The 15,118-nt window shown below is 74.2% G+C and carries 14 protein-coding genes; 7 read left to right on the top strand and 7 right to left on the bottom strand.

All coding sequences use genetic code 11. The features are described 5' to 3' along the window. Positions 1 to 159: 159 nt before the first annotated feature. The gene (locus tag BCL76_RS27640) at positions 160 to 891 is read right to left on the bottom strand and encodes a VIT1/CCC1 transporter family protein (RefSeq protein ID WP_109782109.1); all 732 of its coding nucleotides are present in this window, start codon (positions 889 to 891) and stop codon (positions 160 to 162) included. Between the two features lie 259 nt (positions 892 to 1,150). On the opposite strand from BCL76_RS27640, the gene BCL76_RS27635 reads away from it, so the two are divergent. From BCL76_RS27635 to BCL76_RS27605, 7 genes are all read left to right on the top strand, one after another. Next, a complete protein-coding gene (locus BCL76_RS27635) occupies positions 1,151 to 2,137 on the top strand; it encodes an ADP-ribosylglycohydrolase family protein (RefSeq protein WP_030773179.1) in 987 nt (328 codons plus the stop codon). Further along, positions 2,134 to 3,615: an ADP-ribosylglycohydrolase family protein gene (locus BCL76_RS27630; RefSeq protein WP_258309934.1), complete on the top strand. Its 1,482-nt coding sequence runs from the start codon at positions 2,134 to 2,136 to the stop codon at positions 3,613 to 3,615. Before BCL76_RS27635 ends, BCL76_RS27630 begins: the two co-directional genes overlap by 4 nt. Positions 3,616 to 3,622: 7 nt before the next feature. Further along, positions 3,623 to 4,768, top strand: coding sequence for an ADP-ribosylglycohydrolase family protein (locus BCL76_RS27625; RefSeq protein WP_109782108.1), 1,146 nt, complete (start codon positions 3,623 to 3,625; stop codon positions 4,766 to 4,768). A 74-nt stretch (positions 4,769 to 4,842) separates the two neighbouring features. Continuing rightward, positions 4,843 to 6,318 (top strand): ADP-ribosylglycohydrolase family protein, encoded by a 1,476-nt coding sequence (locus BCL76_RS27620; protein WP_109782299.1) that lies wholly within the window; start codon positions 4,843 to 4,845, stop codon positions 6,316 to 6,318. After that, positions 6,315 to 7,217, top strand: coding sequence for a ribokinase (gene rbsK / locus BCL76_RS27615; RefSeq protein WP_109782107.1), 903 nt, complete (start codon positions 6,315 to 6,317; stop codon positions 7,215 to 7,217). Before BCL76_RS27620 ends, rbsK begins: the two co-directional genes overlap by 4 nt. A gap of 293 nt (positions 7,218 to 7,510) precedes the next feature. After that, positions 7,511 to 8,686 (top strand): CaiB/BaiF CoA transferase family protein, encoded by a 1,176-nt coding sequence (locus tag BCL76_RS27610; protein WP_109782298.1) that lies wholly within the window; start codon positions 7,511 to 7,513, stop codon positions 8,684 to 8,686. Next, on the top strand, positions 8,683 to 9,498 hold the full coding sequence (locus tag BCL76_RS27605; protein WP_109782106.1) for an HpcH/HpaI aldolase/citrate lyase family protein: 816 nt from the start codon (positions 8,683 to 8,685) through the stop codon (positions 9,496 to 9,498). Before BCL76_RS27610 ends, BCL76_RS27605 begins: the two co-directional genes overlap by 4 nt. Before the next feature lie 83 nt (positions 9,499 to 9,581). Here the strand turns inward: BCL76_RS27605 and lgt are convergent, their stop codons facing one another. The 6 genes from lgt to trpC form a co-directional block, all read right to left on the bottom strand. Then, a complete protein-coding gene (gene lgt, locus BCL76_RS27600; protein WP_109782105.1) occupies positions 9,582 to 10,571 on the bottom strand; it encodes a prolipoprotein diacylglyceryl transferase in 990 nt (329 codons plus the stop codon). A gap of 88 nt (positions 10,572 to 10,659) precedes the next feature. Continuing rightward, complete coding sequence (locus tag BCL76_RS27595; protein WP_109782104.1) at positions 10,660 to 11,673, bottom strand: DsbA family protein; 1,014 nt, start codon at positions 11,671 to 11,673, stop codon at positions 10,660 to 10,662. A gap of 108 nt (positions 11,674 to 11,781) precedes the next feature. Next, positions 11,782 to 12,609 (bottom strand): tryptophan synthase subunit alpha, encoded by an 828-nt coding sequence (gene trpA, locus BCL76_RS27590; protein ID WP_109782103.1) that lies wholly within the window; start codon positions 12,607 to 12,609, stop codon positions 11,782 to 11,784. Next, positions 12,606 to 13,877, bottom strand: coding sequence for a tryptophan synthase subunit beta (trpB, locus tag BCL76_RS27585; protein ID WP_109782102.1), 1,272 nt, complete (start codon positions 13,875 to 13,877; stop codon positions 12,606 to 12,608). Before trpB ends, trpA begins: the two co-directional genes overlap by 4 nt. Before the next feature lie 205 nt (positions 13,878 to 14,082). Further along, a complete protein-coding gene (trpM, locus tag BCL76_RS27580; protein WP_109782101.1) occupies positions 14,083 to 14,292 on the bottom strand; it encodes a tryptophan biosynthesis modulator TrpM in 210 nt (69 codons plus the stop codon). Between the two features lie 9 nt (positions 14,293 to 14,301). Further along, entirely contained in the window at positions 14,302 to 15,111 is an 810-nt protein-coding gene (gene trpC / locus BCL76_RS27575; RefSeq protein ID WP_109782100.1) for an indole-3-glycerol phosphate synthase TrpC, read from the bottom strand. Positions 15,112 to 15,118: the final 7 nt, after the last annotated feature.

The raw sequence follows: 15,118 nt of genomic DNA, 5'->3' as shown, positions 1-15,118 counted from the left end.
CGGCGCTCTACGGCGGTATCGCGCGAGGCGGAGGTCCCGGTGCAGGGCGGGCATCGTTGCCCGGAGCCCTGGTGTGATTCCCGGCGGACACGGATTCGAAACCGCCGGGTAACGGACTACTTATGTTGCCTACTGCATAGTGTCTCACTCCAGCGGCGGTCAGCCTATGGCTGCACCGATCCAGGTTCCCAGGATGTACGTCACACCCGCGGCCGCGCCGCCCAGGACCAGCTGGCGTACACCGCTGTACCACCAGGACCGGGCGGTGACCCGGGAGACGACCGCACCGCAGGCGAAGAGCCCGACCAGCGCGAGCAGCACGGCGGGCCACAGGGCCGTGGCGCCGAGCAGGTACGGCAGCACGGGCAGCAGCGCGCCCAGCGCGAAGGAGCCGAAGGACGAGACGGCGGCGACCAGCGGCGAGGGCAGGTCGTCGGGGTCGATCCCGAGCTCCTCGCGGGCGTGGATCTCCAGCGCCTGCTCGGGGTCGCGCGACAGCTGCATGGCGACCTCGCGGGCGAGCGGCGGCTCGACCCCGCGCGAGACGTAGAGCTCGGCGAGCTCCTCCATCTCGTCGATCGGGTGCCCCAGCAACTGCTGACGCTCCACGTCCAGTTCGGCGAGGACCAGTTCGCGCTGCGAGGCGACGGAGGTGTATTCGCCGGCCGCCATCGAGAAGGCACCGGCCGCGAGACCCGCCAGCCCCGTGATGACGACGGTCTGCGGGGCGACGGCGCCGCCCGCCACGCCGGTCATCAGGGCGAGGTTGGAGACGAGCCCGTCCATGGCACCGAAGACGGCCGGCCGCAGCCATCCACCGTTGACGTCACGGTGGGTGTGGTTGTCACGGTGGGCGGTGTGCAGTGGTGCTTCGATGTCGATGATGGACATGCGTGGAATCTCCCCAAATGTGCGAACGGACGCCGAGACGCGCCCCGCTCCCCCTGAACACCTCGAAACTACGCACGATTTCTGTCGCCCGCCAGCAAGGAAGGCCGTACTTACCTGGGCTTTTGTGGGTCGGCGACCGGGTGACGGGGGTGTTCGCGGGGTGTTTCGCGACAGGCGACAAACCACATGCCATGGCACAAATCCCCCAAGGGCTCATGATGAGCCCCATCGAATGTGGGAGAGGCGCGCCATGGAGCCGATGAAGCTGATTGCATGCAATCCGCAGGTCCTCCTCGAACGGGCCAGGGGCGCTCTTCTCGGACTCGCGGTGGGCGATGCGCTGGGCGCTCCCGCGGAGAACATGAAGCCGTCGGAGATCCGGGCCAAGTGGGGCCGCATCGAGGGTTTCGTGTCGGAGGACCCGGCGGGCACGGACGACACCGAGTACGCGATCTTCTCCGGGCTGCTGTTGGCCCGCCACGGCTCGGCGCTCACCGTCTCCCATGTGGAGCGGGCCTGGCACCACTGGATCGCCGACCTCGACGAAGGCCCGTTCCGGGGCGCCGGATTCTCCGAGCGCGGCACCCTGGAGAACCTCCGCCGGGGCCTGGCCGCGCCCATCTCGGCCCAGCACCGGCACGCCTGGTCGGACGGCCTGGCCATGCGGGCCGCGCCGTTCGGCGTCTTCGCCGCGGGCCGGCCCGCGGAAGCGGCCCGGCTCGTCGCCATCGACGGCTCGGTCAGCCACGACGGCGAGGGCATCTACGGCGGCCAGGCGGTCGCGGCGGGCGTGGCCGCGGCCATGGCCGGCGGCTCCCCCGCCTCGGTGGTCTCGGCGGCCCTGTCCGTCATCCCGTCCGACTCGTGGACGGCCCGCTCCCTGCGCCGGGCGGTCACCGCCGCCCCGCGCGGCGAACGGGCGGTGCGCTCGGCGGTGGTCATCGGCGGCTACCCGTGGACCGACCTGGCCCCCGAGGCGGTGGGCCTGGCCTTCGGCGCCTTCGCCGCCTGCCGGGGCGACTTCCCGTCCTCCGTCCTCACCGCCGTGAACATGGGCCGCGACGCCGACACCACGGCGGCGGTGGCGGGCGCCCTGGCCGGCGCGCTGTCGGGCGCCGCCGCGATCCCCGCCGCCTGGTCCTCGGCCATCGGCCCGGTCCGCGGCAGCTGCCTCCCGTCGATGCGGGGCTACCACGTCCTGGACATCGCGGACCTCCTCACCCCGGAATGCGAGGCCGCCCGATGACCCTCTCCCCGGACGACGTGACCACCACACCCCCGCCGAAGCCGAACCCGGCCCCCGCCGGACCGGACGGGACGGCCCCGGCGGAGCCGCGGTCCGGGGGCGCGGTGCCGGGCGAGCAGGGGCCCGTAGGCCTGGCTCCGGCCGGTCAGGCCTGGGCCTCGGCGCCCCCGCGCACGCTGTCGACGCGCCCGGCGCACCCGATCCCGGGGACGGGGTCCCGGATCGCCGGGCCTGCCCCGGCCGGGGGCGGCCTCGCCCCCGCCCCCGGGACGGGGTCCCGGATCGTGGTCCGGGCCGGGGCCGGGAGCCTGACCCGGGAACATCCCGCCGAGCTCCCCGCAGGGGGTCCGGCCCGACCCATCGAAGGCCTCCTCCTCGGGCTCGCCGCAGGCGACGCGGCCGGGTGGCCCGCCGCCCGCCACCGCGCCAGCCGGATGCCCGAGTGGACCCGCCGCCTGACCCGCGAGCTCGACACCTTCGCCGAGCAGAACGCCACCACCACCCTCCCCGTCCCCATCGCCCTCAACCAGCCCCCCGAACCCCTGCGCCTCGGCCCCTCCGACGACGCCGAATGGGCCGCCTTCGTCGCCGAGTCCGTGCTCACCGCCGCCGGCGTCCTCCTCAGCGACCTCAGCAGGTCGAGGAGGATGCGCGCGGCCATCGACCTCGCGTGGAACGCCCTGGCCTCCGAGGTCGCCGCCGCGGCGGAACGCGCCCCCGAGGTCGAGTCCGCCGTCCTCCCCCTGCGTGCCCGGATCTCCGTCCGCGCCGGCCTCGGCAATCTCGCCACCGGTCTGCGCCCGCCCGCCACCGGCCACGACAACCCGCACTACTTCGACGACGCCGCCTGCGTCCGCGCCTGCGTCCTCGCCGTCGTCCACCCCGGCGACGCCCGCGCGGCGGCCGACCTCGCCGAGTTCGACGCCCGCTACACCCAGGACGGCGACGGGGTGCACGGCGCCCGTGCCATGGCCGCCGCCATCGCCACCGCCTTGAGCGCCACCGGTACCGACGACGCGGTCGACGCCGCCGTGGACGCCGCCCTCGAACAGCTCCCCGAGACCACCGAGATCGGCCGCAACGCCCGGCACGCCGTCCGCCTCGCCCGTACCCACAAGGACGGCGGCGCCTTCGCCATCGTCCCCACCCTCGAACACGAGATCGTCGACCACGTCTACAGCTACGGGATCGCCGCCGCCGAGACCGTCCCCGTGGCCCTCGCCCTCGCCACCGCCGCCCGCGGCAGGATGGCCGAGGCCGTCCCGGCCGCCGCCTGCCTGTCCCGCGTCGCGGACTCCGCCCCCGCCCTGGCCGGCGCGCTGACCGGCGTCCTCGGCGGCGGCGACTCGATCCCCGCCGCCTGGCGCGAGGCCTGCCGCACACTGTCCGGCTGCGCGCTCCCCCGCCTCGCCGGCACCGACCTCGTGGAACTCGCCGCGCTCCTCGCGGCCACGGAACTCACCTCACCCAAGGGATGATTCGGACATGACGCTCACGTTGGAGGACCGGGCCCGCGGCGCTCTCGTCGGGGCCGCCGTCGGCGACGCGCTCGGCGGTCCGGTGGAGGGCTGGACCCCGGACCAGATCGCGGAACGGCACGGCGGCCGCGTGCACGGCATCGTCGGCCCCTGGCACGAGGACTGGCGCACGGCCCGCCCCATCGCGCCGTACCACAAGGGCGACGGGCACGTCACGGACGACACCTTGATGACGCACGCGCTGGTACGGGTCTACGAGGCGGTACGCGACCACCTCGACGCCTACGCCGTCGCCGAACACCTGGTCCCGGACCTGATGACCAACCCCCGCTGGATCCCCGAACTCGAAGCCGAGGCCCTCCCGCTCCAGCGGATCTTCCTCGCCGAGAAGTGGATCGTGGCCCGGCTGCACTACGCGCACGTAGACCCCCGTGAGGCCGGCAGCGGCAACATCGTCAACTGCGGCGCGGCGATGTACATGGCGCCGGTGGGCATCGCCAACGCGGGCAATCCGGCGGGCGCGTACGCGGAGGCGCTGGACATCGCCGGCGCGCACCAGTCCTCGTACGGTCGGGAGGCGGCGGGTGTGTTCGCGGCGGCGGTGGCGGCCGCGTGCGTGCCGGGGGCGACGGCCGCCTCGGTGGTGGACACGGCCCTGTCCCTGGCCAAGGACGGTACGCGCGCCGCGATCGCCGCCGTCCGCGAAGTGGCGTTGTGCCACCGGGACTTCGAGTCGGCGCAGGCCCCGCTGCGCGCGGCGGTCGCCCCGTACGACTCGGTCGGCCCCGACTACCGCGCCCCCTCCCTGGACGCCCGCCGCCCGTCCCGCCTCCACGCGATCGAGGAGCTCCCGATCGCGTTGGGCATGCTGCTCGTCGCGGACGGCCGGTACGAGAGCGCCGTGCTCGGGGCGGTCAACTACGGCCGGGACTGCGACTCCATCGCCACCATGGCGGGGGCGATCGCCGGGGCCCTGGGCGGCGAGGCCGTGGTCCCGGCCGTCTGGGCCAAGCAGGTCGCCGAGGCCAGCCGCCTCGACCTGCACGCCCCTGCCGACGCGCTGGCCGCGGTGGCCCGGGAGATCTTCGCGCTCGACCGGTCCCGCCGCCGGTCCCACGAGTCGGCCTTCTCCGCGATCGCGGACCCCCGGTGACCACGTCCGCCCGCGGCGGCCGCCCCCCGGCCACGGGTGCTGCGGCCCACCCCGGACCGGACCGCGGGCCCGGGCTGCTCCCGGCCTCGCCCGAACCGCCGGTCCGCCTCACCTGGGCCCAGCCCGAGGACCTCGTCGGGCACGAACTGCGCCAGGCCGCGGAGGACGGCCGGGACCCGGCCGCCGCCCTCCGCGCCTGGCTCGCGGCGGGCGGCCACCCCGCCCCCGACCGCGCCGGATCCTCCCCCACCCCGGCCCCACCGGAACTGCGCGAACTGGCCGTCCGCCTCCTGGACGCCCTGGCGCAGCTCCCACCCCGCTCGACAGTCGACGAGCCCGAGTCCTGGCCGGCCATCCGGGCAGCCTGCCGGACCACAGAACGATTCACGCCCCCGGCCCCTGGACCGCCGCAAGGCGACGCCCAGGCGCCACCCCGCGCGGCAGGGGCACCGTCGGCAGGGCAGGACCCCCTTCCGCGGACCGGGCCGGAGGCCGCCCTGCGGACCAGGTTGGAGGCCGCCTGGGTGGGGCGGGCCGTCGGGTGTCTGCTCGGGAAGCCCGTCGAGAAGCTGCCGCTCGCCGGGATCCGCGCCCTCGCCCGCGCCGCGGGCAACTGGCCGCTGGACGACTGGTTCACCGCCCGCGGCGTCCCGCCGGAGGTACTGGCCGCATACCCCTGGAACCGCCGTTCCGCCCCGACCTCCCTCGCCGAGAACATCGACGGCATGCCCGAGGACGACGACCTCAACTACCCCCTCCTCGGGCTGCTCCTGCTCCAGCGGCACGGCAAGGGCTTCACCACCGCCGACGTGGCCCGCCTCTGGCTCGACGAGCTGCCGGCCGGGCGGACCTTCACCGCCGAACGCATCGCCTACCGCAATCTCCTCCTCGGCCTGGAGCCCCCCGCCACCGCCACCCACCACAACCCCTTCCGCGAGTGGATCGGCGCCCTCATCCGCGCCGACGTCCACGGCTGGACCAACCCGGGCGACCCGGCCGCCGCCGCTGCCCAGGCCTACCGGGACGCCGCCCTGACCCACACCGGCAACGGCGTCTACGCCGCGCTGTTCGTCGCGGCCGCCACCGCCACCGCCGCCACCGGCCGCTCCGACGTCCACACCGCGCTCCGGACCGGGCTGGCCTTCGTACCGCCCCGCTCGCGCCTCGCCGAAGCCGTCCGGTTCGGGATCCGGGCAGCCGGCCAGGAGGCGGACTTCGACCTCGTCGTCGACCGGCTGCACGCGCGCTACGGGCACTACCACTGGGTCCACGCCGTCCCCAACACCGCGCTGATCGCCGCCGCCCTCACCCACGCCGACGGGGACTTCACCCGCTCCGTCTGCGGCGCCGTGTCCGGCGGCTGGGACACCGACTCCAACGGGGCCACCGCCGGCGCCCTCGCCGGACTGCTCACCGGCTCCCCGGACGACATCCCGCACCGCTGGACCGCGCCCCTCGAGAACCGCCTCGCCACCACCGTCCCCGGCTTCGACGGCATCGGCTTCGACACCCTCGCCCACCTCACCGCACAGGAGGCAGCACGCTCATGACGGCCATCGCCGTGCTCGGCAGTACGAACATGGACCTCGTCGCCTACGTCCCCAAGGCCCCCCGCCTCGGGGAGACCGTCACCGGCCGGGCCTTCCGCACGGTCCCCGGCGGCAAGGGCGCCAACCAGGCCGTCGCCGCCGCCCGCTGCGGCGGGGAGGTGGTGATGATCGGCGCGGTCGGGGCCGACGAGTTCGGCGTACGGCTGCGCTCCGCGCTCACCGCGGCCCGCGTCGACACGGCGGCCCTGCGCACCGTCGAGGGCGCCAGCGGCACCGCCCACATCACCGTCGACGACGAGGGCGGCAACAGCATCATCGTCATCCCCGGCGCGAACGCCGCCGTCACCGGCCTGGAGGCGGGCGACGAGGCCCGGATCGCCGCCGCCGGTTCCCTCCTCCTGCAGCTCGAACTCCCCCTGAGCGCCGTGCTCGCCGGAGCCCGCGCCGCCCGCGCGCACGGCGTCCGTACGGTGCTCACCCCGGCCCCCGCCCGGCCGCTGCCCGCCGAGCTCCTCGCCGCGACCGACCTCCTCGTCCCCAACGAGCACGAGGCGGCCGCCCTCACCGGGCTCACCGACCCCCTCCAGGCCGCCGAGGCCCTGCTGGCCGAGGTGCCGGAGGTGGTGATCACCCTCGGCGCGGCCGGGGCGCTGTACGCCGCCCGGGGCGCGGAACCGCTGAGCGTGCCCGCGCCCCGGGTGCGGGCCATGGACACCACCGCCGCCGGGGACACCTTCGTCGGCGCCCTCGCGGTGGCCTTGGGCGAGGGCCGGCGGATGCCCGACGCCCTGCGCTGGGCCTCGGCGGCGGCCGCGCTCTCCGTCCAGCGCCCGGGAGCCCAGGACTCCATGCCGACCCGCGCCGAAACCGACGCCTTCGCGGCCGGAGCCATCTCGTGACCCCCGCCGGGCCCCGCCCCGCGACGGACCGGGGTGTTCCACAGGGCAGCGGCGCCAAGGACAGCGGCGCCACCCGGGTGTACTCGACCGGGGCCGGGAGCGTGTCGGGGCGATCCCCGCAGGGCGCCGAACGCACCGCCGCCGCACCTTCCGACCCCGAGCCCCGTTCGGCGCCCGAGGAGACGCCCCGGCGCGCGCCCGGCCCCACCGAAGCAGGCGCCCCCGAAGCCACCGCCCCCGAGGTCGGCGCCCCGACCGAGGCCACCACCCCCGGCACACCCCCCGGCGGGCCACTGCACGGGCTCCGCGTGCTCGACCTCGCCACCCTCTTCGCCGGTCCGCTGACCGCCACCCTCCTCGGCGACTTCGGCGCCGAGGTCGTCAAGGTCGAGCACCCGGGCCGTCCCGACCCCTCCCGCGGCCACGGCCCCGCCAAGGACGGCATCGGCCTGTGGTGGAAGCTCCTCGGCCGGAACAAGCGGACGATGACCCTCGACCTGTCCACCCCGGGCGGCCGGGACACCCTGCTACGCCTCGCCCGCACCGCCGACGTGATCGTCGAGAACTTCCGTCCCGGCACCCTGGAGAAGTGGGGGCTGGGCTGGCCCGAGCTGTCCGCCGCCAACCCGCGCCTGGTCCTGGCCCGCGTCACGGCCTTCGGCCAGCACGGCCCGTACGCCCACCGCCCCGGCTTCGGCACGCTCGCCGAGGCGATGAGCGGCTTCGCCGCGATCACCGGGGAGCCGGAGGGTCCGCCGACCCTGCCGCCCTTCGGGCTCGCCGACTCGATCGCCGCGCTGACCTGCGCGTACGCCGTGATGACCGCCCTCGCCGGGCGGGAGCGCACCGGGCACGGCCAGGTGGTGGACCTGGCGATCGTCGAGCCGATCCTCACCGTGCTCGGCCCGCACCCGCTCTGGTACGACCAGCTCGGCTACGTCCAGCCGCGCACCGGCAACCGTTCCACGAACAACGCCCCCCGCAACACCTACCGCAGTGCCGACGGGCGCTGGCTGGCGGTCTCCGCCTCCGCGCAGTCCATCGCCGAGCGGGTCGTGCGGCTGGTCGGCCGGCCCGAGCTGATCGCCGAGCCGTGGTTCGCCACCGGCGCGGGACGGGCCCGGTACGCCGACGTCCTCGACGAGGCGGTCGGCGGCTGGATCGCCCGCCACAAGGCGGACGAGGTCGTCGACGCCTTCGAAGAGGCCGAGGCGGCCGTCGCACCGGTCTACGACGTCCGGGACGTGATGGCCGACCCGCAGTTCGCGGCCCTCGACACGGTCACCGAGGTCCAGGACCCGGAGCTGGGCCCGCTCCGTATGCAGAACGTCCTCTTCCGGCTCTCCGAGACCCCCGGCGGAATCCGCTGGGCGGGCCGCCCGCACGGCGCGGACACCGATGAGGTCCTGGCCGAGCTCGGGCTGACCGAGGCCGAGATCACCGCACTGCGGACCGAAGGAGCCCTGTGATCCTGACCTGGCTGTACGCGCCCGGAGACCGCCCGGAGGTGGTCGCCAAGGCCCTCGGCTGCGGGGCGGACGCCGTCATCGTCGACCTGGAGGACGCGGTACCGGCCTCGCGGAAGGAGTACGCGCGCGCGGCGACCGCCGAACTGCTCACCGAAGCGCCGGCGCTGCCCGTCCATGTCCGCGTCAACGCCTTGGGTTCCCCCTGGGGCGGCGCCGATCTCACCGCGCTCGGCGGGCTGCACGGCCTCTCGGGGCTGCGGCTGCCCAAGATCAACGCCCCGGGGCAGATCGCGGCCGTGGCCGACCGCACCGGCGGGGTGAGCCTGCACGCCCTGCTCGAATCGGCGGTGGGCGTGGAGCGCGCCTACGAGATCGCCCGCGCGCACCCCGCCCTGCGCGGGCTCTCCCTCGGCGAGGCGGACCTGCGGGCCGATCTGGCCGTCAGCGCGGAGACGGGCCTGGACTGGTGCCGTTCCCGGGTGGTGGTCGCGGCCCGGGCCGCCGGCCTGGCTCCGCCGGCGCAGTCGGTGTTCCCCGACATCCGGGACCTGGAGTCGCTGGCCGTCTCGTGCGCCCGGGGCCGCTCCCTGGGGTTCCTCGGACGGGCGGCGATCCATCCGCGCCAGCTCCCGGTGATCGAGCGGGCCTACCTCCCGGCGCCCGAGGAGGTCGACGCCGCGGTGGAGGTGCTGAGCGCGGCCCGGGCCACCCCGGGCGCACTGGCCCTGCCCGACGGCCGGTTCGTGGATCCGGCGGTCGTGGCGGCGGCGCACCGCACCCTGGCGCTCGCCACGCGCATGGCGTCGCGCTGACCCTGCCGCGCGCGGCCGGCCGCGTCGGGGAACGCGAAGAGGGCGCCGCGGTCTACGCGGCGCCCCCTTCAGGGACCGTACGGTCAGCGCTTGCCGGCCTCCGGGGCCTCGGCCTCGGCCGGAGCTTCCTTCGTGAGGACAGGTGCCCCTGCCTTGGCAGGCTCGGGCTTCTCCGTGTCGGCGGCGCCGTCGGCGGCGGCCGAGGGCTTGGCCTCGGCGTCCTTGGCCGCGTCGTCACCGTCCTTGCCGTCGGAGGCGTCCCGGTCCGGTTCGACGACCGTCTCGCGGCCCGGCCGCAGCTTCGCCGACAGCACCAGGTACACGACGGCCAGGACGAAGACGACGATCGAGGTCCAGACGTTCAGCCGGACGCCCAGGATGTGGTGCGCCTCGTCGACACGCATGTACTCGATCCAGCCGCGGCCCACGCAGTACGCGGCGACGTACAGGGCGAAGGCCCGTCCGTGGCCGAGCTTGAAGCGGCGGTCGGCCCAGATGACCAGCAGCGCGACGCCGACGCACCACAGCGACTCGTACAGGAAGGTCGGGTGGTAGGTCCCGGCGTCCCGGTTCGGGCCCGCGGTGATCTGTACCGCCCACGGCAGGTCGGTGGCCCGGCCGTACAGCTCCTGGTTGAACCAGTTGCCCCAGCGGCCGCAGGCCTGGGCCAGCGCGATGCCGGGGGCCAGGGCGTCCGCCCAGGCCGGCAACGGGATCCCGCGCAGGCGGCAGCCGATCCAGGCACCCACCGCGCCGAGCGCGATGGCGCCCCAGATACCGAGGCCGCCCTCCCAGATCTTGAAGGCGTCGACCCAGTTGCGGCCCTCGCCGAAGTAGAGCTGGTAGTCGGTGATCACGTGGTACAGGCGACCACCGACCAGGCCGAAGGGCACGGCCCACACGGCGATGTCCGCGACCGTGCCCGGCTTTCCGCCGCGCGCGATCCATCGCCTGTTGCCGAGCCATACGGCGACGAAGACGCCGATGATGATGCAGAACGCGTAGCCGCGGAGCGGGATCGGTCCGAGATGGATCACGCCGGTCGACGGACTGGGGATGTAAGCAATGTCCATGGCAGACATGACGCTACCCTGCCGGGCGGTGCGTACGGCAACCCGCCCGGCAGACGAAACCAAATCCAGACATGGAACGGGGCTTCGGTCAGTCCTGCGAGGACCCGCTGGAAGAGGAGGTGGAGGAGCCGGACGAGCCGCCCGAGGCCCCGCCGGTGGACCGGTTCGAGGACCCGCCGGACGATCCGCCCGACCCGGTGCGCGAGGCCGACGGCGAGGCCTTCGCCCCGGCCTTGGTCCCGGATCCGGGGGTGGAGCTCGTCGACGGTGAGGCCTTCCCGCCCTCGGCTCCGGCGTCCGCGCCGCCCGAGCTCTTGGCCGCGGCTTCCACCTGTTCCTTCAGCTTCTGCGGGGTCACCTGGTTCGCCTGGTCGGAGAGGATGTCCTTGCCGTTGAGCAGCACGGTGGGGGTGCCCCGGAACTGTCCGGTGGTGAAGGCGCCGTCCGACTTGGCCACCCAGCTGTTGTGCGTACCGTCCTCGACGCACGAGCGGAACTCGGGGGTGTCCAGCCCGTCGACCTTGCCCGCCAGTTCCAGCAGCTTGGCGTTCTTGCCGAAGGCGTCGTCGATCTCCTGCGGCTGGTTCTGGAAGAGGAGGTCGTGATACGCGGTGAACTTGCCGGCGTCCTGCGCGCAGGCGGCCGCGTTGGCCGCCTTCAGCGAGCCGCTGCCGCCCATCCTCCGGTCGATGAGCGTGACCAGGTGGTAGTCGACCTTGAGCAGCCCCTTGGCCTCCAGGTCGTGGATGACGTCGCGGTAGTTGTCCTCGAAGAACTTGCAGGAGGGGCAGCGGAAGTCCTCCCACACGGTGAGGGTGGACTTCGCCTCGGGCTTGCCGGACTGGATGGCGAGGGCGTCCTTGCCGGTGGCCCCGGAGGGGGCGACCACCGGGCCCGCCTCGGCGGAGCCGCTCTTGCCGGTGTTGGCCGCGATCACGCCCACGACGGTGGCCAGGCCGAGGACACCGACCACCGCCGACGCCACGATCAGGGTCCGCCGGCGCTTGTCCCGGGTCTTCTGCCGCTCGCGCTCCACGAGGAGTCGTTCCCGGGCCGATCGTTTCGTCGCATCGCGGTTCGCACCGTCGTTCTTCTCGCTCACGTTCCGCCAAACGAAGCAGGGAGGCACTCGCGTGCCTCCCTGCCCGCACTTCCACCCGATCGGGCTACAGAACCCGATCAGACATCCGTGCCCGTGCTCGAACGCGCGTCAGTTGCGGCGTACGCCTTCCGCGAGCTCGCCGGCGAGCGCCCGTACGGCGTCCAGTCCGGCGGGCAGGTCCGGTGCGTCCAGGAGCAGCTTCACGAAGGCCGAGCCGACGATGACGCCGTCGGCGAAGCCCGCGACCTCCTTGGCCTGGACGGCGTTGGAGACGCCGAGCCCGACGCAGACCGGCAGGTCGCTGGTGGCGCGGGTGCGGCGCACCAGATCGGCGGCCTGGTTGCCGACGGACTCGCGGGTGCCGGTGACTCCCATGAGGGAGGCGGCGTAGACGAAGCCGGAGCCGGCCGCCGTGATGGTGGCCAGGCGCGCGTCCTTGCTGCTGGGGGCCACGACGAAGACGGTCGCCAGACCGTGCTTCTGCGCGTGCTCACGCCACAGCGCGGACTCCTGCACCGGCAGGTCGGGCAGGATGCAGCCGGCACCGCCGGCCGCCGCCAGCTCGGACGTGAACCGCTCGACGCCGTAGCGGTCGATGGGGTTCCAGTAGGTCATCACCAGGATCGGGGCGCCGGTCGCCTCGTGGGCCTCGCGGACCGTGCGGAGCACGTCGGCGATCTTGACGCCGCCCCGCAGGGCGATGTCGTCGGCGGTCTGGATGACCGGCCCGTCGAGGACCGGGTCGCTGTGGGGCAGGCCGATCTCGACGACGTCCGCGCCTCCGGCGACGACGGCCTTGACCGCCTCGATGCCGCCGTCGACGGTCGGGAAGCCCGCGGGGAGGTAGGCGACGAGGGCCGCGCGGTCCTCGGACTTCGCCTTGGCGAGGGTGGCGCTCAGCAGGTCGATGTTGCCGCGCCCGTGCGTGGAGCTCACTTGTCGTCCCCCTCGGAGAACTCGTCGGCGGCGACTTCGCCGTCGGTGTCGTACAGGCCGAAGTAGCGGGCGGCCGTGTCCATGTCCTTGTCGCCGCGACCGGACAGGTTGACGACGATCAGGCCGTCCTTGCCCAGCTCACGGCCCAGGTCGAGGGCGCCCGCGAGGGCGTGCGCCGACTCGATGGCCGGGATGATCCCCTCGGTGCGCGAGAGCAGGCGCAGGGCCTGCATCGCCGCGTCGTCGGTGACCGCGCGGTACTCGCCGCGGCCGGAGTCCTTGAGGTAGGAGTGCTCCGGTCCGATGCCGGGGTAGTCCAGGCCGGCCGAGATGGAGTACGGCTCGGTGATCTGGCCCTCCTCGTCCTGGAGGACGTAGGAGCGGGAGCCGTGCAGGATCCCGGGCTCGCCGGCGGTCAGCGTGGCCGCGTGCTCGCCGGTCTCGACGCCGTGCCCGGCGGGCTCGAAGCCGACCAGGCGGACGTCGGCGTCCGGGATGAAGGCGTGGAAGAGGCCGATGGCGTTGGAGCCGCCGCCGACGCAGGCCGCGACGGCGTCCGGCAGCCGGCCCGCGCGCTCCAGGATCTGCCGGCGGGCCTCGACGCCGATGACCCGGTGGAAGTCACGGACCATGGCCGGGAAGGGGTGCGGGCCGGCGACCGTACCGAAGAGGTAGTGGGTGCGGTCCACGTTGGCGACCCAGTCGCGGAACGCCTCGTTGATGGCGTCCTTGAGCGTCCGGGAGCCGGACTTCACGGCGATGACCTCGGCGCCCAGCATGCGCATGCGGGCCACGTTGAGGGCCTGGCGCTGGGTGTCGATCTCGCCCATGTAGATGGTGCATTCGAGGCCGAAGAGCGCGCAGGCGGTGGCGGTGGCCACGCCGTGCTGGCCGGCGCCGGTCTCGGCGATGACGCGGGTCTTGCCCATGCGCTTGGTGAGCAGCGCCTGACCCAGCACGTTGTTGATCTTGTGCGAGCCGGTGTGGTTCAGGTCCTCGCGCTTGAGGAAGATCCGGGCGCCGCCCGCGTGCTCCGCGAAGCGGGGCACCTCGGTGAGGGAGCTCGGGCGGCCGGTGTAGTTGACCATGAGGTCGTTCAGCTCGGCCGCGAAGGCCGGGTCGCCCTTGGCCTTCTCGTACTCGACGGCGACCTCGTCCACGGCGGCGACGAGCGCCTCCGGGATGAACTTGCCGCCGAAGTCGCCGAAGTAGCCCTCGGCGTTGGGGACGTGACCCTCCGGGTCCGGAATGAAGAACTCGCTGGACATGTCCAGTGCTCCTACGGGTGCGAGATGCGGCGGGGTGGATTCACCGTATTGCGCCGCCCGCCCGTGCCGCGCACACCCCGCTGGGGGATGTCGTGGGTACGGAGCGGAGCGGCCCGCGTCCGGAGCCGGCGGCTCGGGACGTCAGGCCGTACGAGAGCCGCGCACGGCACGGTACGTCGTGCGTACCGGGCCGTGGCGATCCTCGTTACAGCGCGCCTCCGCGGCGCCATCGCATGCCGTTGACCTGACCGGGCTCGGAGCCGATCACGTACCGGACCCGCCGCCCGTGCACGCGCCGGGCCGGGGCGCGACAGCCGCGGGGGCGGCAGCCGCGCGCCAGGGGCGCGTGCGCGGTCTGCACGCCGACCGGGCGGGAGCCCGGGCGGGTGCGGACGCAGGAGCGGTCGTGGGTCATGGGTACCGGTCAGCTCCGCCCGTGGCGCAGGGCGGGGTGGGCGCCGGCGGCGACGAGGTCGGCCACGGCCGCCTTCGGGTCGCGTCCGGTCACCAGGGACTCCCCGACGAGGACGGCGTCGGCGCCCTCGTTGGCGTAGGCGATCAGGTCGTGCGGGCCACGGATGCCGGACTCGGCGATCTTGACGATGTGGTCCGGGATCTCGCCGACGACGCGCTCGAAGGTGGAGCGGTCGACCTTGAGGTCCTTGAGGTTGCGGGCGTTGACACCGATGATCTTGGCGCCGGCGGCGACCGCGCGCTCCACCTCCTCCTCGTCGTGGACCTCGACGAGCGGGGTGAGACCGATGGACTCGGCCCGCTCGATGAGGGAGACGAGGGCCTCCTGCTCCAGGGCCGCGACGATCAGCAGGGCGAGGTCGGCGCCGTAGGCGCGGGCCTCCCAGAGCTGGTACGCCGTGACGATGAAGTCCTTGCGCAGGATCGGGATGTCCACGCGGGCGCGGACGGCCTCCAGGTCGGCCAGCGAGCCGCCGAATCGACGCTGCTCGGTGAGGACGGAGATGACCGCCGCCCCGCCGGCCTCGTAATCAGCGGCGAGCCCGGCCGGATCGGCGATGGCGGCCAGCGCACCCTTGGAGGGGCTGGAACGCTTGACCTCGCAGATCACCTTGACGCTGTCGCCGCGCAGGGCAGCGACGCCGTCCTTGGCCTGGGGCGCCTTGGCGGCACGCTCCTTGAGCTCGTCGAGGCTCACGCGGGCCTGCCGTTCGGCAAGGTCTTCGCGGACCCCTTCGATGATCTCGTCGAGCACACTCACGCGAGCG

The sequence above is a fragment of the Streptomyces sp. CG 926 genome (assembly GCF_003148825.1).
Taxonomy (GTDB): domain Bacteria; phylum Actinomycetota; class Actinomycetes; order Streptomycetales; family Streptomycetaceae; genus Streptomyces.
This window is presented reverse-complemented; position numbering and strand designations above follow the sequence as displayed.